Source organism: Pseudoalteromonas sp. SWN29, from assembly GCF_015864465.1.
Classification (GTDB): domain Bacteria; phylum Pseudomonadota; class Gammaproteobacteria; order Enterobacterales; family Alteromonadaceae; genus Pseudoalteromonas.
Window position 1 is genome coordinate 76,779 of sequence record NZ_JADYXE010000007.1, and the last position, 19,627, is coordinate 96,405.

Here is a 19,627-nt window from a genome sequence, read left to right on the forward strand (position 1 = left end):
TATCAGTAGTCAGCTCTATATTGTTTAGGGCTGACTTTTTTTATCCCCTCAAAATGCTAACAAATAAATTTAGCACCGCTAACTTAGTAGACTCAAAAATATCGAAAATAGAGTGGTTACGCTTGCGCGTAATTTTGCTTATTACCTAACCAGCGCTGAATTAGCGGATCAACAACCTCTGGATGTTGCTTAAGCATTTGCTGTGCAATTGGCCTAACTTGGTTGAGTATGTGCTTATCGCGGGTAAGATCGGCAATTTTAAATTCGGCTAAACCCGTTTGTTTTGTACCGAGTACTTCACCTGGGCCACGAATTTCTAAATCGCGCTCTGCTATCACAAAACCATCGTTACTATCGCGTAGTACTCCTAATCGCTTTTGAGCGGTGTGAGACAACGGTGCGTGATATAGAAGCACACAATGCGATGCCGTAGCGCCACGGCCAACGCGCCCACGTAATTGATGCAATTGTGCTAATCCCAAGCGCTCAGGGTTTTCTATAATGATTAAGCTCGCGTTAGGTACATCAACACCAACCTCAATAACGGTCGTAGCCACTAAAACATGTATATTACCTGCTTTAAACTCACTCATAATGGCTTGTTTTTCAGCTGACTTCATTCGGCCATGTACTAAACCTACGTTTAGCTCTGGTAGTGCTTCTTTTAATTGTAGTGCGCTGTCCTCCGCTGCTTGGCACTGCAGTACTTCAGACTCATCAATAAGCGTGCACACCCAGTAAACTTGTCGGCCTTGCTCGTTACACGCTAATTTAACACGAGCAACAATATCGTCTCTGCGCGTATCAGGAAGTGCTACTGTTGTAATTGGCGTACGCCCAGGTGGTAATTCATCAATGACCGAGATTTCTAAGTCGGCATAGGCTGTCATCGTGAGCGTACGTGGAATAGGTGTAGCGGTCATAACGAGTTGATGAGGATAGCAATCACCAAACTTACCTTTTTCACGCAGTGATAAACGCTGGTGGACACCAAAGCGGTGTTGTTCATCAATAACAATAAGCACTAAGTTATTAAACTTAACTTCATCTTGAAATAAAGCGTGAGTACCTACAATCATTTGCGCCTCACCAGAGGCTATTTTTTCAAGTGTTGCTACGCGCTCTTTACCCTTTTTTTTACCGCCAAGCCAAGCAACTGAAATACCGAGCGGATTAAACCAAGCAGTAAAATTAACCCCATGTTGCTCTGACAAAATCTCAGTTGGCGCCATTAAAGCTACTTGAAAGCCCTGCGCAATAGCGGTTAGTGCACTCAGTGCCGCTACCAGCGTTTTACCTGAACCTACATCACCTTGCACTAAACGCATCATAGGATATGCGTGTTGCATATCACCTTTAATTTCAGCAACTACGCGGCTTTGTGCATTTGTGGGTGCAAAAGGAAGTTGTTCTAAAAATTGGCTTTCTAATGTGTTTACCGGATTTAATGCTACGGCTTTAACTTGTTGTCCTTGCTCTCGCACTTTTAATAAGCTGAGGTTTTGAGCAAGTAGCTCCTCAAATACCAGGCGCTGTTGAGCAGGGTGAGTTCCTAGCTCTAATGCAGTTACATCAACATCATTAGGTGGGCGGTGCAGTAATAATAAGGCGTCACTTAGTGGCATATTTGATGGCTGCCACTGTGAAGGCAGTAGTTCTTCTACTGAGTATTTATGTAGTAAATCAATAGCCTGTTCGCTTAAAGCTCTAATCGATAGTTGCTTTAAACCTTCGGTTGTTGAATACACGGGCGTAAGCGTTGTAGCTACTGGTTGTTCGTTAGAAGTATCGCTGATGCTGTATTCAGGATGGCTCATTTCAAAGCCAACGCGGCCACGGCGTATTTCACCAAAACAACGTATTATTTTACCGGCACTAAATGCATTTTTTTGTGCAGCGGTAAAATTAAAAAATCGTAGTGTTAGCCTGCCCGTGCCATCGTTAATCTGGCAAACAAGCATGCGCCTTTTACCAAACGTTATTTGGCTTGTTTCAATAGTTGCTTCAACACTTACGTGGCTGTGAAGTGACAACTCGCTAATCGCGTATAAGCGAGTGCGATCTTCATAGCGAAGTGGCAAATGAAAAAGCATATCTTGTACAGTTAAAATACCTAGCTTTAACAAACGTTCAGCCATTTTTGGGCCGACCCCTTTGAGCTCTGTAATTGGGTATTGATTTAAGCTAGGTTTAGACAAATTATATCAATCTTATTATTTGTGAATAAGTTAAGTGTACTTACAGAGCTTTAGTCCATCAAGTATGTTTTAAAGCTTGCCAAAATTGCTCGTCAGCGACTATTTCGCCGTTTTCATCAAGTGCAGGATAAGGTAGTTTTTTTTGCTTGCACTGCCTTGCAATAATAGGATGACAGCCTTCAAAGTAAAGTGGGTGCTTAACTTCGGCGCTCAGCATATCTCTATTATATAAACCAGCCAGCTCACGTTGGCGCTGTGCTTCAAACAATATTAGCGCAGCAGCAACTGAAACATTAAGCGATTGCACCATGCCTTGCATTGGAATAATAATATTTTGATCGGCATATTCTAGGGCTTTTTCTGATATCCCCGTTTTTTCTTGTCCAACAATAATAGCCGTTGGCTTGGTATAATCTACTTCTCTAAAATCAACGGCATCTTCTGATAGATGAGTCGCGAGTATTTGTATTTCTGGATTGCGTTCACGCATTGCCACTACGGCATCATCAATATTTCTATGCAGGTGCGTTTCTAGCCAGTTTTTACTGCCACCAGAGGTATTATTTGTTAGCCATTTTTGTTTTTCAGGCCATACAGCATGTACGTGATGGCAACCAACCGCATCAGCACTTCGTACTATTGCAGATAAATTATGGTGTTTGTGCACGTCTTCTAGGCACACGGTTAAGTCTGTTTGACGGCGCGAAAGTACGTCTTCGATTCTTTGATAGCGAGTTTGCTGCATGGTTATCCTCTTTTTTCGGCAATTATACGAGATTTTTACAGTTAAGGCATTACTGTGCGGCTAATTGGGTTTTGTAGAGAAATAAGTGTTTCTGTTGATTGGATTGCTTCTATTGCCTGTATTTTATTAATCAGCACATCTTGTAAGTGGTCAATGGACTTTGTCATTACCTTTATAAATATACTGTAGTTACCTGTTGTGTAATAAGCCTCTACCACTTCCTCCAATGCTTCTAGCTTTATAAGTGTTTGTGGGTAATCACGTGCGTTATTTAAGTTAATGCCTATAAAGCAGCATACATCGTAGCCTAGCTGTTTAGTATTAATCGTTAATTGCGTTCCTGTAATGATCCCTGCTTGCTTCATTTTTTCAATTCTTACGTGAATTGTCCCTGCGCTTACATTAAATCTTTTTGCTAATTCGGCGTACGCAGTACGGGCATGTGCCATTAACGCATGCAGTATCTGTTTATCGAGATTATCGATCAAATAATTTTCCATTCTATTTTTCTCATGAAATTATCGAATATATGGTTTTTATACCACTTAATTGATGGTTTTTATATATTAAAGCTATTTTTGTTATGGGATATTGAATTAATCATTTAAATCGTTACATTAACTTCATTAAAGGCGCTGGTTAAAGCGCTTTTTAACAATTAAGCAAGTAACAATAACTGGGAATGAGGCCAATTATTATGAGTTCACATTATGTGCAGCAACAGCAGCAAATAAGTAAAGTTAAGCAATTTTTTTCACAACAACTAGAAACCCAGCTTGGGCTTATTGAGGTTCAAGCCCCTATTTTGGCCAAAGTAGGCGACGGCACGCAAGATAACTTAAGCGGCCATGAAAACGCAGTTGCTGTAAATGTGAAAGCGATTACAGATAGCCGCTACGAAGTGGTCCATTCACTGGCTAAGTGGAAACGTAAAACACTGGCTACTTATGGCTTTGGTGTTGGTGAGGGTATTTACACTCAAATGAAAGCTTTGCGCCCAGATGAAGATTCACTAAGTCCGATTCATTCTGTATATGTTGATCAGTGGGATTGGGAAAAAGTAATTAACGAAACCACAGAGCGTTCGCTGACAACGCTCAAGCAAACTGTTCAATCTATTTATAAAGGGATAAAAGAGACGGAAGCTTTTGTAAGTGAGTCTTATGGCTTAACGCCTTTTTTACCGGACGATATTAAGTTTGTGCATAGTGAAGAGCTACGTAAAATGTATCCTGACTTTAGTGCTAAGCAGCGCGAAAAAGCCATTGCACAAGAATATGGTGCTGTATTTTTAATTGGTATTGGTGGCGCGCTTGGAGATGGTAAAATTCATGATGTAAGAGCCCCAGATTACGATGATTGGTCTACACCAACATGCGATGAATACATGGGTTTAAATGGTGATATTTTAGTATGGAACCCAGTACTTGAAGATGCCTTTGAAATATCATCAATGGGTATACGTGTAAGCCCTGAGGTTTTAAAAGCGCAGTTAAGTACAACAGGGGATGAAGACCGCTTAGAGTTTGATTGGCACAAAGCGCTTTTACAAAGCAAATTCCCGCAAACAATTGGCGGTGGAATAGGGCAGTCGCGGCTAGCTATGTTATTACTGCAAAAGCAACATATTGGTCAAGTACAAGTGGGTGTATGGCCAAGTCAAACTTATGATACGGTAAGTGGCTTACTTTAAAACGTTAATTAATTTGAGTGCTCAATAGAGCACTCAGTTCTTAGCTGGTTTTAAACTCTATTTCAATTTTGTTATTTAAAAGTTTAACGTTGCAAGGAGGGTAATTACGGATTGTTTTTAGCACTTTATCAAAAATATGAATTTCTACACCTGAATGCAAAACAGAATTTATCGCTAAATTAGCGTCGTTAAGCAAATCATGTAAGTCGTGATCTAAGTTTGAAAGACGTTTTTCTAACTGTTCTGCTTGCTCACAATAATGTTTTTGAGTAGCACCAATTTTAGTAATTAATATTTTCTTTTTTTCGATGTCTTTCACTAAATCAGTTTTTTCTAGCGCCGCTTGCAGTGCATCTAATTGCTCGTCTGTTTTAGCTAAGTCTTTAAAGCAGTTATCGGTATCGGCGGTTATTTCAGCGCCTGACGCTGCTAAATTAATAATCATTTTAGCGCCTGACTCATTCCCTATTTCGCCAGCAATGAGGGTCGTTGCATCAAGTATTTCACCACCAAATATTTTACCCTTAGGTAAGTCGGATTGACCAACTTGCAGTAAGCGTTTAGCTTTCATTACACAGTGGCTTGTTTGGCGATCAATAAAAATATTATTTGCTTCTAGGTAGCAATACTGTGAGTGAGATACATGGATATCACCCAGCGCAATTAGTTTGCAAGAAAGTGACTTATTATCTGATTGTTGATGGCCAATAATACCTTGTTTAACAGTTATGTTTCCGCCTGCGGTAAGCTCGCCAGATTCAACAGTGCCAAATATAGTAATATCACCTTTGGCGGTTACTTTCATACCTGGCTCTATATTGCGAGTGACAATAACACTGCCTTGAAAGTCAATATGGCCGCTTTTTACATTTACATCTGAAATAGTAAAAATATCGTCGACACGCATACCGTTATTTATTTCAACAGGAACACCTGCAATAGTAGAGACTAGCTCAAGCGGGTTTAGCTTTGATATTTCGGTACCTTCACCAGCAACTAATTGCTTATTTTCTCCAGGTTTTGCGGGCAGTATGTCACCTACTACAGTAAAGCCTTCTTTTCCGGGGGTTGCTGGTTGCTGACGAATAAGCACAGAGCCTGGCTCTACACTTGCCAGCTTGCCAAAATCACGCATATCCACACTGCCATCTTCTTTGAGTTTGGGTGTTTTTAAGCGATCTTTTAAGGTTTCTACTGTTGCTATTAGTTTTGTAGCTAAACCGTCGCTTGGAAGTCTGCCTTTAGCTAATATACCTTTAACTAAAGAGCCTGCTGGGTGCTCAAATTGCTTTTGCAGTAACAGCTCTAAAAATGCTTGTTTATAGCCACGAACAATTCCTGCTTTAATAAGTTGTTTTTTTGCATCTTCTAGACTTAATAGCTTTCCGCCTTGGGCAAGCGTTAGCTCGCCAATGGCCAGCATTTTATCGTCGCTAATTGTTACATTTAAAGTGGCATTGTGTTTTGTTGCTACAACGAGAGTTTGTTGTGTGTTTTCGTTTTTAAAAAAATCATTAATAGCGTCATGATCTATTTTACAGTCGCAAAAAGCTGACTTTTCGAGAGCCTCTAAAATAAATGCAGCGCTGGGAGGAATATGCTCTTTTACATCAAGTAAAACATTTCCATTGTTGGCAAGCTTAAACACGAGTTAATCCTTTTTTACTACTTAAGTTAAGTTTGTTTTTTAAAACACAACTACAGATTGCTAGAAATTTACATTTGAGTCAAGAAGTCAGATAAAACGAAGTGTGGAGCGAAAAATAAAGGCTATAGAGAAGCTCTATAGCCTGTAATACTTAATTGGTAGAAGGTAATTCCATTATTCCGTCTATTTCAACTTGTGCACCTTTTGGTAGTGCACGAACACCTAATGCAGCTCTAGCTGGGTAAGGTTGTTTAAAGTATTGGCTCATCACTTCATTTACTGTGGCGAAGTTAGATAGATCAGTTAGGTAAATATTGATTTTAACTAAATCGTGAATTTTTCCGCCTGCTTCTTCACATACCGCAGCAATATTTTTAAATACTTGATGCGTTTGCTCGCTAAAATCTTCTGAAATCATTTCCATCGTTTCTGGAACTAATGGAATTTGACCAGATAAATAAACAGCGGTACCTACTTTAACTGCTTGGCTATAAGTGCCAATAGCTGCAGGTGCTTTGTCGGTAGAGATAAATGCTTTATTCATGTGTTTCCTATTTTATTTTTTACGATAGACTTTTTGTACATCAGGCATAACGCGAATGCGGCGCATAATGTTAGCAACGTGGATACGGTTTTTAACGGTAACCCCTAAATCTATCACGTATAAATTACTTTCTTTTTCATCGGTGGCAATTTCGACAATATTGGCTTGGGTTGTAGCGACAACATTGGTTAGCTTAGCTAACGCGCCTTGATGGTTAATAATTTCAACTCTCAGAGCTGCAATATATTCTTTTTCTGGGTTATCGTCCCATTTTACAACTAAGTATTTAGAGCGCTCATTTTCCCAACCACGAATATTTTTACATTCTTGGCGGTGAACGGTCAGGCCCTTACCTTGGCTTATATGAGCTGTAATGGCATCGCCTGGTACAGGTCGGCAACACTTAGAGTAATTCACTAACATGCCTTCAGTACCAATAATGGTCGCTTTAGCTTGGCTTGTTATATCAGTTAAATCGTCATTGTCATTTTGCAATAAGCGCTTGGCAATTAACATACTCATTAAGTTACCAGAGCCAATTTCTACAAGTAATTCAAGAAGAGTAGTTAGTTCGTGCTCTTCAAGTACTCTCGCTATATTTTCATCAGCAATGCTATCTAGTTTGTTTTCGCCTAATGCCGAATCAAGTAAACGGCGCCCTAAAAGCATGGCTTCTTCATGATGCTGACTTCTAAGGTAATTACGAACACCCAAGCGTGCTTTACCAGTAACAATAAAGTTTAGCCATGTTGCATTAGGGTGGGCACCTGAGCTTGTTATTATCTCTATGGTTTGCCCTGTATCTAATGGCCGACTTAAAGGATGTGGCTTGCGATTAACGCGAGCGCCTACACAAGTATTGCCTACATCAGTATGAACCGCATACGCAAAATCGACTGCGGTAGCGCCCATTGGTAGCTCAACAATACGACCATCAGGTGTAAATACGTAAATTTCTTCTGGGAATAGCTCAGTTTTTACGTTTTCAATAAATTCAAACGATGAACCCGCACTTTGCTGAAGCTCTAATAAGCTTTGCATCCATTGGCGAGCACGTTGCTGCGAAGTATTACCTGCACCATCACCTGATTTTTTATACATCCAGTGCGCCGCTACACCTTTGTCGGCCATCTGATCCATATCGTGAGTACGAATCTGAATCTCAACAGGTATTCCGTGTGGGCCAACTAATGAAGTATGAAGCGATTGGTAACCATTAGTTTTTGGTACAGCAATATAATCTTTAAAGCGTGTTTCTATAGGCTTATAAAGACTATGAGCCACACCTAATACGCGATAACACGTATCCATAGAATCAACTGCAATTCTAAACGCGTAAATATCCATAACTTCGTTAAATAGCAGTTCTTTATTAAGCATTTTTTTATAAATACTATATAAATGTTTCTCTCGGCCTGACACAGTCGCTTTAATGCCTGACTCTTCAAGACGTGCTTCTATTTCATGTTGGATATTAGTGATAACTTCTTTGCGATTACCACGTGCTTTAGCTACTTCAGATTTAAGTGCGCGATGACGCATAGGATATAAAGCTTGAAAACCTAAGTCTTCAAGCTCATTTTTAATATCGTGAATACCTAAGCGGTTTGCTATTGGCGCGTAAATCTCAAGCGTTTCACGTGCTATTCTGCGGCGCTTATCTGGGCGCAGTGCCCCTAAAGTACGCATATTGTGCGTTCTATCAGCAAGCTTGATTAAAATAACTCGAATATCCTGAGTCATTGCCATAATCATTTTGCGGTAGTTTTCAGCTTGGAATTCTTTTTTATCTTTAAAGCTGAGCTTATCGAGCTTACTTACACCTTCAACGAGTTCTGCCACAGTTTCGCCAAAAATTTCGGCTAAATCTTGTTGGCTAAAATCAGTATCTTCAATTACATCATGCATTAGCGCGGCCATGAGCGTTTCATGGTCAAGATGCATGCCTGCAAGAATTTGGGTTACTTCTACTGGATGAGTTATGTAAGGTTCGCCACTTGAGCGAGTTTGTCCTTCATGGGCCTCTCGGGCTACCACGTAAGATTTTTGAACCAGCTCTACATCAGCAGCGGGCAAGTATTCTGAAATTTTCTTTTTAAGACCTTCAAAAAGATACATTCACACTCCAATGTTCTAGGGCCTGTTGACCTTTCAGGATTAAAATTTGTTCAATCTAGGGGCGATTTAATCGCGGCGCGAGGTTTTTAGCCTAGCGGGCTAAGTAAAAATCGAGCAACAAAGAGTAAATTGCCCCTAGGCAGAACCCTTTGGGCAGCGCATGTTTTGCATTTATGCTGCGTTATCGCCTATTTATGGGAAATAACCACACTACATAGGCTCTGCCTTGCCTAAATACCAAGCATACTGCTGCAAATTCAACCTCGAAAGATAAAAAGGCTCTAGTGAAGCAAATTAGGTAAGCTACGAATATACGATGAAATGAAAGGATTGCCAACGGCTATAGTAGAAATACTGCGCCGTTGGCTAAATCAGACCGGGAGGTCGATTATTGGTTGCCACCAACAATGGCAGCAACAGCAGCTAATTCTGCTGCTTCTTGGTGTTGTTGTTCTTCACGGTCAATTAAGTCCATTGAAGCGCTATCAACTAAACCTAATTCAATTTCACGTAAAGCAACTACCGTTGGCTTATCGTTTTCAGGGTCTACTAGTGGAGTTTTACCACCAACAGCAATTTGGCGGGCACGACGAGCCGCAACTAAAATTAAGTCAAAACGATTACCAACTGCATCTACTGCATCTTCAACTGTTACGCGGGCCATCACAGCACTCCAAAAATAATTTAAAAGCAAAGACGTAGTTTACTCCAAGGAGCCACTTTCGCCAATAGCCAGTGTTCAATTTTTATCAGTTTTACTTGCCTAAGCCTAATTTAAGTAGGCTTAAATTATTTAAGCAGACTATTTAGTAAAACTTGATGACGATCTTCTTGCGCTTTTAGTGTTAAGCGCTGAGCCATTACAATCATTTCTATGTCGGCAAGTGCGTCCTCAAAGTCATCATTAACAATTACAAAGTCGTATTCATTATAATGTGATGTTTCAGATTGTGCTTTTGCCATACGAGAGGCAATAATCTCAGCCGAATCTTGGCCACGGTTATTTAAGCGTTGTTCTAGTTCTTCTTTTGAAGGCGGTAGAATAAAAATAGTTTGTACGCTTGGCATAATTTTGCGCACTTGCTGAGCGCCTTGCCAATCAATATCTAAAAACACATCAATACCCGCATCAAGTTGCGACTCAATAGCCTGCTTTGATGTGCCGTAGTAATTATCGAATACTTGAGCCCATTCAAAAAAGTCATCTTTGGCAATAAGCGCTTTAAATTCGTCTGTAGATACAAAGTGATAATGCACGCCATTTTCTTCACCTGGGCGAGGGGCGCGAGTTGTATGTGATACAGATACTTTCATGTCAGCGTGTTTTTTTAATAACGCATTGATTAAGCTTGATTTACCAGCACCAGAAGGGGCTGACAAAATAAATAAGTTACCGCGAGTTTGTGCCATGCTTTTCTCTACCTAAAAATAAACAGGCTTGGATTACAAGTAAACCAAGCCTTTAATTAACTGCATTGTACTTTAATTAGCTCACCTTGCTCAAGTTAGACGTGCTCAAGTGAGTCATGCTCAAATTGAAGTGGCAGTGTTTTACTAAGTTAGACTTTAAATAAAATTGCAGTTTAAATTCGTCAACAGAACTAGCCGCTAGATATAAGTATTTGATAAGGTGAGGTATCACCTAGTAAAGGAGCCTCTATGCTTAATAAAACCTTATTTACCGCACAACAAGTAAGAGACAATGAAGCTTTAGCGGCTAAAAATAGTCATTGTGATTTATTTACCCTAATGCAGCGTGCAGGCGAGGCTGTATATAAGCAATGGCAGTTATTTGAACAGCATACATTAGTCATTGTTGGCCATGGTAACAACGCTGGAGACGGTTACGTTGTAGCTAGGCTTATTATGCAAGCAGGTAAAGAGGTAACAGTATGCGCAGCTGAGCCTAATAAAGTATTAACCGGTGATGCTGCAAAAGCGCAGCAGCTATGGGTAGAAGCGGGTGGGGTGGTTTCTCATTTTACAAAAGATGCTCTTAATGAGTGCGATATCGTTATTGATGCTCTACTTGGTACTGGCCTTAAAAGCACCGTGCGCGATAACTTTGCGGGCATAATTAAAGCGGTAAATAACAGCGGTAAGCCCGTAATAAGCATTGATATTCCATCAGGCATTGAGGCGAATACAGGGCAACCTTTAGGGTGTGCAGTTCAAGCGACTTCAACCGTTACTTTTGTGGGTATTAAGCAAGGGCTGACAACGACGGCAGGTAAACAATATAGCGGTAAGTTAGTATTTGATGACTTAGCAATTGGCGATGCGTTTATTCGTATCGCTCAATCATCAGGTACTCTGATTAATATCAATAGCTTTAAAGGAATAGCCACGCGGGCAATCAATAGTCACAAAGGAAGCCACGGTAAACTTTTATGTATTGGTGGCAATCAAGGTACTGCAGGTGCAATTAGGTTAAGTAGTGAAGCAGCTCTTAGAACGGGTGCTGGCATGGTAAGAGTGTATACACACGAAAGCTCAATAACGCCTATTAGTATTGGCAGACCAGAACTTATGGTAAGCAGTAATAACTTACATCAAGCGCTAGAGTGGGCAAGCTGCGTTGTTATTGGCCCAGGGCTTGGGCAAGACGAGTGGGCACAACAAACATTCGATGAAGTAATGCAATATTGCCAAAACAATAAAATGCCATTGGTTATAGATGCAGATGCCCTTAATTTACTGGCTAAGAAAGCTTCATCATACACGTTAGAGCAATGCGTACTTACTCCACATCCCGGCGAAGCTTCGCGACTGCTAAGTGTTAGCACCAGCGACATAGAATCAGACCGCTTTAATTATGCCCGCCTTTGCGCTAAACGCTATAACGCGACTTGTGTATTAAAAGGCGCAGGAACATTAATAGATAATGCCCAGCACACGTGGGTATGTGAAGATGGCAACCCGGCATTGGCCGTTGGCGGCAGTGGCGATGTACTTACTGGTATTATTGGTGCCTTACTTGCTCAAGGTTTAACTATTGATGAAGCAGCACGCTATGGTGTAACACTGCATGCTAGAGCCGGTGATATCGCCAGTGAGCGAGACGGGCAAAGGGGAATGCTACCCAGTGATTTATTCGCAATTGTAAGAGAGTTAGTTAATAAAGTGACGTGAGTTTAAGCGTCACTTTATCTTGCTAATTATTAAGCTGCAGTAAGTCCCATTTTGTACCATATAAGTCTTCAAAAACCACTACGGTGCCATAAGGTTCTACTCGAGGCTCTTCGGTAAATGTAACGCCTTTTGAAAGCATTAAATTATAATCTCGCCAAAAGTCATTGGTATGCAAAAATAAAAACACGCGGCCACCCGTTTGGTTACCAATAGCGCTTATCTGTTCGGGCGTTGTGGCTTTAGCAAGCAGTAGATTAGTTCTGCTCGAATTAGTCCCGTTTGAACTAGCCCCGTTTGAATTTGGAGGTGAAATTAACACCCAGCGCCTACCCTCTCCTAAGTTAGTATCCTCTACTAACTCAAAGTTGAGCTTTTGAGTGTAAAACTTAATTGCCTCATCGTAGTCCTTAACAACTAATGCAATGCTGCCGATATGCTGTTGAACGTTAGTCATGTTTGGTTTACTCCGTACTATTTAATAAATGTGCTTTTTATCATATTCAACCTGAACTTTGGTTAAGATATTTACCAAAACATTGAATTATAGTGATATTTAAATTTATTTTCTCTAGCCAGAGATTTTCAGTGAAAACAAGGCGAACTTACGCGTCAATAGCTGGCCTATTGCAAGTAAATTCAACGCAGTGATCGCTGAAAATAGCTGCTTGAGATAGATTTATTATCCAGAGTTTAGGTTGCTTGGTAAACGATTATGCAGGGTATATGCCCGCAGTATGTAACTTAGTTATAGGTATAAATTAAACAGTATCAATCTGCTTTATAACAAAAAGCAAAACCCAGCCGAGGCTGGGTCTACTTTAAATTGAGTTTTAGCGCTAAGTGCATAAAATGTTTATCTGTGTAATTCACCAGCACGTTCTGGCTGGTAGGTTACTTCTTTTATTTTTACTTTTATTAAGCCGCCACTCGGTTTTGGCCACTCAATTTCGTCGCCTTGAGCTAGCCCAAGTAATGCGCTACCAACGGGTGATAATATCGATATTTTATCGCCGCTAGAGTCACTGTTCTTTGGGTACACCAAGGTTAACGTAAATTCTTCTTTAGAAGACTCAACAATAAAGTTTACAGTTGAGTTCATCGTTACAACTGACGATGGCATATCTTTAGGTTCGACTATTGTTGCTCGTGCCAGTTCAGCTTCCAATTCTTCTTTGTTAGCAAAGCTACCTGCAGGCAATGATTCCATTAAGTCATACAATCTATCTGCATCAAGTGATGAGATGATTAGTTCAGGTTTTTTATTCATCTTAATATCCTTAATAATTTTTAATAAATAAAATTAACTCTGAGTATGGCTTGGCATGCATTTAAGAAGCAAAGGGATACGCGAAGTCATTTTATTAATTAGCCACACCTGTGGCTTTTACTTTCTTTGTGCCCAATAGCTAAAAACCCAGCCGAAGCTGGGTTTTTATTTGAGCTAGGTGTTTAGGGGATGATTACATCATTCCGCCCATACCACCCATTCCGCCCATGCCACCCATATCAGCGCCACCAGCTTCATCTTTCGGGATTTCAGCTACCATTGCTTCAGTAGTGATCATTAGACCCGCAATAGACCCTGCAAACTGTAATGCAGAGCGTGTTACTTTAGTTGGATCTAGGATACCCATTTCAATCATGTCGTTGTATTCACCAGTTGCTGCGTTGTAACCAAAGTTACCGTCGCCGCCTTTAACTGCGTTAATTACAACTGATGCTTCTTCGCCAGCGTTAGTTACGATTTGACGAAGTGGTGCTTCCATCGCACGAAGTGCAACTTTAATACCGTGGTTTTGATCTTCGTTGTCGCCAACTAAATCAACCAGCTTACTTGCAGCACGTACAAGTGCAACACCGCCACCAGGTACTACGCCTTCTTCAACCGCTGCACGAGTTGCATTTAATGCATCTTCAACGCGGTCTTTTTTCTCTTTCATTTCCATTTCAGTAGCAGCACCTACTTTGATAACTGCAACACCGCCAGCTAATTTAGCCATGCGCTCTTGTAGTTTCTCTTTATCGTAGTCTGATGTTGCTTCTTCGATTTGTGCTTTAATTTGTGAAACACGACCGCTAATACCCGCTTCTTCACCAGCACCATCAATGATAGTAGTATCATCTTTAGTGATAATTACGCGCTTAGCTGTACCTAGGTCTTCAACTGTTGCTTTTTCAAGCTCTAAGCCGATTTCTTCAGAAATTACAGTACCGCCAGTTAATACAGCAATATCTTGTAGCATTGCTTTACGACGATCGCCAAAACCAGGTGCTTTAACAGCTGATACTTTAACAATACCGCGCATGTTATTAACTACTAATGTAGCTAGTGCTTCGCCTTCAAGGTCTTCTGCGATGATTAGTAGTGGTTTACTTGCTTTAGCAACCGCTTCTAATGTTGGTAATAATTCACGGATGTTAGATATTTTTTTATCTACAAGTAGAATAAATGGATTATCTAGTTCAACAGTGCCTTTTTCTGGGCTGTTGATAAAGTAAGGAGATAAGTAACCACGGTCAAACTGCATGCCTTCAACAACATCTAGTTCGTTTTCAAGTGATTGACCTTCTTCTACAGTAATAACACCACTGTTACGGCCTACTTTTTCCATTGCTTGTGCAATGATGTCGCCAATCTCTTTATCAGAGTTAGCTGAAATAGTACCTACTTGTGCAATTGCTTTAGTATCAGAACAAGGAACCGATAATGCTTTAAGCTCTGCAACAGCAGCAATAACTGCTTTGTCGATGCCGCGCTTAAGATCCATTGGGTTCATGCCTGCTGCAACAGCTTTAAGGCCTTCATTAACAATAGACTGTGCAAGTACTGTAGCGGTAGTTGTACCATCGCCGGCTGCATCATTTGCTTTAGATGCAACTTCTTTAACCATTTGTGCGCCCATGTTTTCAAACTTGTCTTCAAGTTCGATTTCTTTTGCTACAGATACACCATCTTTAGTGATAACTGGTGAGCCAAATGATTTATCTAGTACAACGTTACGGCCTTTAGGACCTAATGTAACTTTTACTGCGTTTGCTAGGATGTTTACGCCAGTTAGCATTTTAGCGCGTGCGTCACCTGCAAAAAGTACTTCTTTTGCTGCCATGTTTTAAATTCCTCTAAATTCTTAAATGTTTATAAACGAAAAGTAGGTTTAGCCTACAATGCCTAAAATATTATCTTCACGCATGATCAGGTACTCTTGACCTTCGATCTTTTCAACTTTTTCAACATATGAGCCAAATAACACAGTGTCACCGGCTTTAACTTCTAACGCTCTCACGTCACCGTTTTCTAAAACGCGACCATTACCTACGGCTACAACTTCTCCGCGAGTTGATTTTTCAGCTGCAGAGCCAGTTAATACAATACCGCCAGCAGATTTTGTTTCTTCTTCTAGACGTTTAACGATTACGCGATCTTGTAAAGGACGAATGTTCATGTTTTTTAGTTCTCCTAACAGTTTCTGAACAGTACAGAAAAAAGCTTTTCTAATTTGCATTCATTAATGGGGGTGGAGTGTAAAATTCCAAGAGAAAAAACGATAAATTTTTAATCTTTTCTCTCATACTCGCCATCAATAGTTGTTGGTCGTTCCATTTGCTCTCGTTCAGCATGTTGCTGCCCAGCAAACGGCGATGGCCCTTGTTGCATACCTGCGCTCATTCTAACAGTTGCTTGGCTAGCAAGGCCTGCAGCCAATTTGTTACGAATTGCAGGGGTTAATAATAGTAATCCAAATACGTCTGTCATAATGCCAGGGGTAAGTAATAATACACCTGCAATTACCACGCATATTCCGGTAAATAATTCTTTGGCTGGCATTTGCCCTTGCGCCATTTGCGCCTGTACATTTTGCAGCGCACCCATACCTTGTGTTTTAACCATTTTGGCTCCTAAAATCGCAGTAATAACAACAAGTGCAATTGTTGCAAATCCGCCAATCACGTCGCTTACTTGAATCAGCAAGGCGATTTCGATAATAGGGATGATAATAAACAACACAAATAAAAATCTAAACATAGCGCTCTCTAAATAATGACACTCAAAAGAGTTGATGAAATATAAATGAGGGTGACGAGGTCTCTTTTCAAGGTTAGGGCATAGGTATCGTCATTTTACTGATATTTTAGCGTCTACACATTGTATCGGCTATCAGATACTATGAAGCTAGACACTGTTAAATAAGTATAGGTTCATAATGACTACGCAATTTAAAATGATTTTTACGACCTGCAAAGACGAAGCTGAAGCACGTACTCTTGCAAGGGCGTTGGTAGAAAAAAAGCTAGCGGCTTGTGTAAATATTTTACCTAACATGGGCTCTGTTTATATGTGGGAAGGCGAAGTGGCAGAAGCAACTGAAGCTAAACTACTTATAAAAACCAAAGCAGACAAAATGAACGATGTGTTTTTAACAATAAAAGAGCTACATAGCTACGAAGTGCCAGAGATTCAGGTTGTAGAAGTCTCAACAGGTAACTTGGCATATTTTAATTGGATGGATGAGGTACTAAATTAATGCGGTTTTTCTTTTTATTATTGGTAACGTTATTAACCGTACCTGTAAAGGCTGCGGCTAATAATGTGCTTGGTGATCTACTTGGGCCTCCTCAACACTCTTTTTTACCTGTAGACCAAGCGTTTGTATTTGACTTTGACCAGCAAGGCAGCACCTTGTTTGTGGGTTGGGATATAGCGCCAGACTATTATTTATATAAAAAGAAAATAGAAATCATTGCCAAGGGCGCAAACATTCAAGTAGGTGACTCTGGTAGTGGCGAAATTATTGAAGATGAATTTTTTGGTAAAACAGAAGTCTTTTTCAATTCTGCGAGTGTTGTAAGTAAGCTAAGCAATATAACCGAAGGCGCCGTTGTTAAAGTTCGTTATCAGGGCTGTGCAAAAGCAGGGCTTTGTTATCCGCCTGAAGTTATCAGTATTCCACTGAGTGTAATTAGTGACGCACAGATTAAAAATGTAGATCAAAATAGCGCTACCGATGAAGCGGCAACAGCGCAAAGTACGTTTGCAGCACTTAATGAGCCAACTACTGAACCTACAACAAATTCAGATGACACCAAAAAAGAGCTCACCTTTACTGAGCAATTAGCAAGTCAGAGCTTGATAACTAATTTACTCATATTTTTTGTAGTGGGTGTAGGCCTTGCTTTTACGCCGTGCGTATTTCCTATGTTTCCTATTTTATCGAGCTTAATTGCGGGTCAGCAAAACCTTTCAACTAAAAAAGCGTTTGCGTTGTCGTTTGTATATATACAAGGTATGGCAGTTACCTATGCAGCGCTTGGCTTAGTTGTTGCTGCGCTTGGTGGGCAAGTGCAGGGGTATTTACAGCATCCATTTGTGTTAATCAGCTTTAGTTTATTATTTGTATTATTGGCTATGTCGATGTTTGGCTGGTACGAAATAAAACTGCCAAGCAGTATGATGAGCAAGTTAACCCAGGTAAGTAACAACCAAAAAGGCGGCAACTACGTTGGCGTATTTTTAATGGGCGTACTTTCGGGCTTAATAGCATCACCTTGTACTACGGCGCCGTTGTCGGCTGCTCTGTTATTTGTAGCGCAAAGCGGCGATTACTTAGTAGGGGGGTTAACACTCTACGTGCTTAGTTTAGGTATGGGCTTACCATTATTATTACTCGGTACATCTGGCGGTAAATTACTGCCTAAAGCGGGTGGTTGGATGGAGCAAGTTAAAACCTTGTTTGGTTTTGTGATGCTCGTAGTGCCACTTATATTACTTGAGCGACTAGTAAGCGCCGACATTATATTATTAATGGCAGGTGTGCTTGCATTAGCAACGGCACTTTACTTACACCATTGGCAAAGCAGTCAAACACAAAGCAAGTTAAAAACAGCGCTGTGGTTTGCTGCAACGCTACTCGTTATTACAGGCTTTACGTTAACTAAAAACTATTTTTGGCCAGTACAACCTGTACAGGTTAGCTCGCAAAGTAATGAGTTTAAAAAGGTGGCTGATTTAGCTGAGCTAAAAGAAGCGGTAGCGCAAGCGAATAATGAAGGTCGAATGGTTATGGTCGACTTATATGCAGATTGGTGCGTGGCGTGTAAAGAGTTTGAACATTACACGTTTCCAGATGCCAAAGTGCAAAGTGAATTTAGCCATTATCAGCTAATTCAAGTTGATTTAACGGACAGTGATAATAAAACAATTGAGCTAATGGAAGAGTACACCGTGTTTGGTTTACCGAGTATTTTGTTTTTTAACACCCAAGGTAAAGAGTTAAGTACACAACGTGTAACCGGCTTTTTAAACGCTGACGATTTTGCTAAACACCTTGCTACAGTGCGCGCCAGCGCACAATAATAGTGCAACACAGCCACTTGGGTATACCGAGTGGCTTTCTAATTCATGCCTCCCCTCGCGTTCCCAAAATAGAGATTGGACCAGTATTTTGCTGCTATTTACATCGAAATCACTATAATAGTTGGTTAACGTGAGAATTTGTTGCTACATTGCTTTTTCTGCTTACTTAAAAGTGAAAAACTAGTTAGTAACCGCTTAACTCATTACTTATAGGATATATCGCGTATTATGACTGCAAAATTTAACCTTTTGGTTATAAATGGTCCAAATTTAAACATGCTTGGCAAACGTGAACCGGATAAATACGGTTTTCAAACGCTAAGTGAAATTATGAGCGAACTAACAAGTGCCGCTGATAGTCTAGATGTTGAGTTAACGCATTTTCAAAGTAATAGTGAGCAAGCCCTCATTGAACGAATACACAGTGCTTGGCAAGCGGTTGATTACATAATAATTAACCCTGCTGCATTTACGCATACAAGCGTTGCATTACGTGATGCATTGCTAAGTGTTGATATTCCGTTTTTTGAAGTGCACTTAAGTAATGTGCACGCACGTGAAGCTTTTCGTCATCATTCGTATTTTTCTGATGTGGCGCAAGGCGTGATATGTGGATTAGGTGCAATGGGTTATCACGCAGCATTAAATGCCGCTGTGAGCCGGTTGCAAAACGCAATTTAATTTAAATTAACACACAAACAACTAACAGGCGGGTCGTGTAATGGATATTCGCAAGATAAAGAAGCTTATCGAATTAGTAGAAGAATCAGGTATTGCTGAGCTAGAAATCACTGAAGGTGAAGAATCAGTACGTATTAATCGTAACAACATGAGCGCAGGCCCAGGTTACCCGCAATTTGCTCCACAGCAATATGCACCAGCGCCAGCAGCACCAGTTGCAGCGGCTCCTGTAGCTGTTGAAGCAGCAGCACCAGCAGAACCTACTGGTCATCAAGTTAAATCACCAATGGTTGGTTCTTTTTACTCTGCGGCTTCTCCAGAAGCGCCAGCATATGTAGAAGTTGGTCAACAAGTTAAAGTTGGCGACACGCTTTGTATTATCGAAGCTATGAAAATGATGAACCAAATTGAATCAGATAAAGCCGGTACAGTAAGAGCTATCTTAGCTGAAAATGGCGAGCCAATAGAATTTGATCAACCTCTATTCATCATTGAATAATAGCGTAACCTAAAAGG

19 protein-coding genes are annotated in these 19,627 nt (G+C 40.5%); 6 read left to right on the forward strand and 13 right to left on the reverse strand.

The window, feature by feature from the left end:
* Window positions 1–116 precede the first annotated feature (116 nt).
* From recG to asnC, 3 genes are read right to left on the reverse strand one after another with little or no spacing between them, the layout of a single operon-like run.
* The gene (gene recG, locus I6F53_RS04210; protein ID WP_197238598.1) at window positions 117–2,198 is read right to left on the reverse strand and encodes an ATP-dependent DNA helicase RecG; all 2,082 of its coding nucleotides are present in this window, start codon (window positions 2,196–2,198) and stop codon (window positions 117–119) included.
* A gap of 58 nt (window positions 2,199–2,256) precedes the next feature.
* Window positions 2,257–2,943 (reverse strand): tRNA (guanosine(18)-2'-O)-methyltransferase TrmH, encoded by a 687-nt coding sequence (trmH, locus tag I6F53_RS04215; RefSeq protein WP_076925783.1) that lies wholly within the window; start codon window positions 2,941–2,943, stop codon window positions 2,257–2,259.
* A 41-nt stretch (window positions 2,944–2,984) separates the two neighbouring features.
* Window positions 2,985–3,443 carry a transcriptional regulator AsnC gene (gene asnC, locus I6F53_RS04220; protein ID WP_197238600.1) on the reverse strand — a complete coding sequence of 153 codons (459 nt, stop codon included), beginning with the start codon at window positions 3,441–3,443 and terminating at the stop codon, window positions 2,985–2,987.
* Window positions 3,444–3,640: 197 nt separating this feature from the next.
* On the opposite strand from asnC, the gene asnA reads away from it, so the two are divergent.
* Window positions 3,641–4,636: an aspartate--ammonia ligase gene (asnA, locus tag I6F53_RS04225; RefSeq protein WP_197238602.1), complete on the forward strand. Its 996-nt coding sequence runs from the start codon at window positions 3,641–3,643 to the stop codon at window positions 4,634–4,636.
* A 40-nt stretch (window positions 4,637–4,676) separates the two neighbouring features.
* Here asnA and I6F53_RS04230 read toward each other — a convergent pair whose 3' ends face one another.
* The 5 genes from I6F53_RS04230 to gmk form a co-directional block, all read right to left on the reverse strand.
* Window positions 4,677–6,284 (reverse strand): DUF342 domain-containing protein, encoded by a 1,608-nt coding sequence (locus tag I6F53_RS04230; RefSeq protein ID WP_197238603.1) that lies wholly within the window; start codon window positions 6,282–6,284, stop codon window positions 4,677–4,679.
* 151 nt (window positions 6,285–6,435) lie between these two features.
* Window positions 6,436–6,828, reverse strand: coding sequence for a RidA family protein (locus I6F53_RS04235; RefSeq protein ID WP_007580015.1), 393 nt, complete (start codon window positions 6,826–6,828; stop codon window positions 6,436–6,438).
* A gap of 12 nt (window positions 6,829–6,840) precedes the next feature.
* Entirely contained in the window at window positions 6,841–8,946 is a 2,106-nt protein-coding gene (gene spoT, locus I6F53_RS04240) for a bifunctional GTP diphosphokinase/guanosine-3',5'-bis pyrophosphate 3'-pyrophosphohydrolase (protein WP_007580016.1), read from the reverse strand.
* A 388-nt stretch (window positions 8,947–9,334) separates the two neighbouring features.
* Complete coding sequence (gene rpoZ / locus I6F53_RS04245; RefSeq protein WP_007378835.1) at window positions 9,335–9,610, reverse strand: DNA-directed RNA polymerase subunit omega; 276 nt, start codon at window positions 9,608–9,610, stop codon at window positions 9,335–9,337.
* A 125-nt stretch (window positions 9,611–9,735) separates the two neighbouring features.
* Window positions 9,736–10,356 carry a guanylate kinase gene (gmk, locus tag I6F53_RS04250; protein WP_165728309.1) on the reverse strand — a complete coding sequence of 207 codons (621 nt, stop codon included), beginning with the start codon at window positions 10,354–10,356 and terminating at the stop codon, window positions 9,736–9,738.
* 249 nt (window positions 10,357–10,605) lie between these two features.
* Between gmk and I6F53_RS04255 the strand changes: the two genes are divergently transcribed.
* Complete coding sequence (locus I6F53_RS04255) at window positions 10,606–12,078, forward strand: NAD(P)H-hydrate dehydratase (protein ID WP_197238605.1); 1,473 nt, start codon at window positions 10,606–10,608, stop codon at window positions 12,076–12,078.
* Between the two features lie 22 nt (window positions 12,079–12,100).
* Here I6F53_RS04255 and I6F53_RS04260 read toward each other — a convergent pair whose 3' ends face one another.
* The 5 genes from I6F53_RS04260 to I6F53_RS04280 all read right to left on the reverse strand — a co-directional run bounded on the left by I6F53_RS04260 (window position 12,101) and on the right by I6F53_RS04280 (window position 16,102).
* Entirely contained in the window at window positions 12,101–12,532 is a 432-nt protein-coding gene (locus I6F53_RS04260) for a VOC family protein (protein ID WP_197238606.1), read from the reverse strand.
* Between the two features lie 399 nt (window positions 12,533–12,931).
* Window positions 12,932–13,345, reverse strand: coding sequence for a nucleoside diphosphate kinase regulator (rnk, locus tag I6F53_RS04265; RefSeq protein ID WP_166420104.1), 414 nt, complete (start codon window positions 13,343–13,345; stop codon window positions 12,932–12,934).
* A gap of 193 nt (window positions 13,346–13,538) precedes the next feature.
* A complete protein-coding gene (gene groL / locus I6F53_RS04270) occupies window positions 13,539–15,185 on the reverse strand; it encodes a chaperonin GroEL (RefSeq protein WP_007580030.1) in 1,647 nt (548 codons plus the stop codon).
* A gap of 48 nt (window positions 15,186–15,233) precedes the next feature.
* The gene (locus I6F53_RS04275) at window positions 15,234–15,521 is read right to left on the reverse strand and encodes a co-chaperone GroES (protein WP_007580032.1); all 288 of its coding nucleotides are present in this window, start codon (window positions 15,519–15,521) and stop codon (window positions 15,234–15,236) included.
* Between the two features lie 110 nt (window positions 15,522–15,631).
* Window positions 15,632–16,102, reverse strand: coding sequence for an FxsA family protein (locus I6F53_RS04280; protein ID WP_197238607.1), 471 nt, complete (start codon window positions 16,100–16,102; stop codon window positions 15,632–15,634).
* A 178-nt stretch (window positions 16,103–16,280) separates the two neighbouring features.
* Between I6F53_RS04280 and cutA the strand changes: the two genes are divergently transcribed.
* The 4 genes from cutA to accB all read left to right on the forward strand — a co-directional run bounded on the left by cutA (window position 16,281) and on the right by accB (window position 19,610).
* A complete protein-coding gene (gene cutA / locus I6F53_RS04285) occupies window positions 16,281–16,601 on the forward strand; it encodes a divalent-cation tolerance protein CutA (RefSeq protein WP_197238608.1) in 321 nt (106 codons plus the stop codon).
* Window positions 16,601–18,430 (forward strand): protein-disulfide reductase DsbD, encoded by a 1,830-nt coding sequence (locus tag I6F53_RS04290; protein ID WP_197238610.1) that lies wholly within the window; start codon window positions 16,601–16,603, stop codon window positions 18,428–18,430. Before cutA ends, I6F53_RS04290 begins: the two co-directional genes overlap by 1 nt.
* Window positions 18,431–18,658: 228 nt before the next feature.
* Entirely contained in the window at window positions 18,659–19,111 is a 453-nt protein-coding gene (gene aroQ / locus I6F53_RS04295; protein ID WP_166420101.1) for a type II 3-dehydroquinate dehydratase, read from the forward strand.
* Window positions 19,112–19,151: 40 nt separating this feature from the next.
* Window positions 19,152–19,610 (forward strand): acetyl-CoA carboxylase biotin carboxyl carrier protein, encoded by a 459-nt coding sequence (gene accB, locus I6F53_RS04300; protein ID WP_007580042.1) that lies wholly within the window; start codon window positions 19,152–19,154, stop codon window positions 19,608–19,610.
* The last annotated feature ends 17 nt before the right edge of the window (window positions 19,611–19,627 follow it).

Coding starts and splice junctions, on each gene's coding strand:
- I6F53_RS04280 (WP_197238607.1), bottom strand. CDS start 16,102: ATGTTTAGATTTTTATTTGTGTTGTTTATTATCATCCCTATTATCGAA.
- trmH (WP_076925783.1), bottom strand. CDS start 2,943: ATGCAGCAAACTCGCTATCAAAGAATCGAAGACGTACTTTCGCGCCGT.
- I6F53_RS04235 (WP_007580015.1), bottom strand. CDS start 6,828: ATGAATAAAGCATTTATCTCTACCGACAAAGCACCTGCAGCTATTGGC.
- accB (WP_007580042.1), top strand. CDS start 19,152: ATGGATATTCGCAAGATAAAGAAGCTTATCGAATTAGTAGAAGAATCA.
- spoT (WP_007580016.1), bottom strand. CDS start 8,946: ATGTATCTTTTTGAAGGTCTTAAAAAGAAAATTTCAGAATACTTGCCC.
- groL (WP_007580030.1), bottom strand. CDS start 15,185: ATGGCAGCAAAAGAAGTACTTTTTGCAGGTGACGCACGCGCTAAAATG.
- I6F53_RS04255 (WP_197238605.1), top strand. CDS start 10,606: ATGCTTAATAAAACCTTATTTACCGCACAACAAGTAAGAGACAATGAA.
- aroQ (WP_166420101.1), top strand. CDS start 18,659: ATGACTGCAAAATTTAACCTTTTGGTTATAAATGGTCCAAATTTAAAC.
- I6F53_RS04275 (WP_007580032.1), bottom strand. CDS start 15,521: ATGAACATTCGTCCTTTACAAGATCGCGTAATCGTTAAACGTCTAGAA.
- I6F53_RS04260 (WP_197238606.1), bottom strand. CDS start 12,532: ATGACTAACGTTCAACAGCATATCGGCAGCATTGCATTAGTTGTTAAG.
- asnA (WP_197238602.1), top strand. CDS start 3,641: ATGAGTTCACATTATGTGCAGCAACAGCAGCAAATAAGTAAAGTTAAG.
- I6F53_RS04290 (WP_197238610.1), top strand. CDS start 16,601: ATGCGGTTTTTCTTTTTATTATTGGTAACGTTATTAACCGTACCTGTA.
- asnC (WP_197238600.1), bottom strand. CDS start 3,443: ATGGAAAATTATTTGATCGATAATCTCGATAAACAGATACTGCATGCG.
- rnk (WP_166420104.1), bottom strand. CDS start 13,345: ATGAATAAAAAACCTGAACTAATCATCTCATCACTTGATGCAGATAGA.
- cutA (WP_197238608.1), top strand. CDS start 16,281: ATGACTACGCAATTTAAAATGATTTTTACGACCTGCAAAGACGAAGCT.
- gmk (WP_165728309.1), bottom strand. CDS start 10,356: ATGGCACAAACTCGCGGTAACTTATTTATTTTGTCAGCCCCTTCTGGT.
- rpoZ (WP_007378835.1), bottom strand. CDS start 9,610: ATGGCCCGCGTAACAGTTGAAGATGCAGTAGATGCAGTTGGTAATCGT.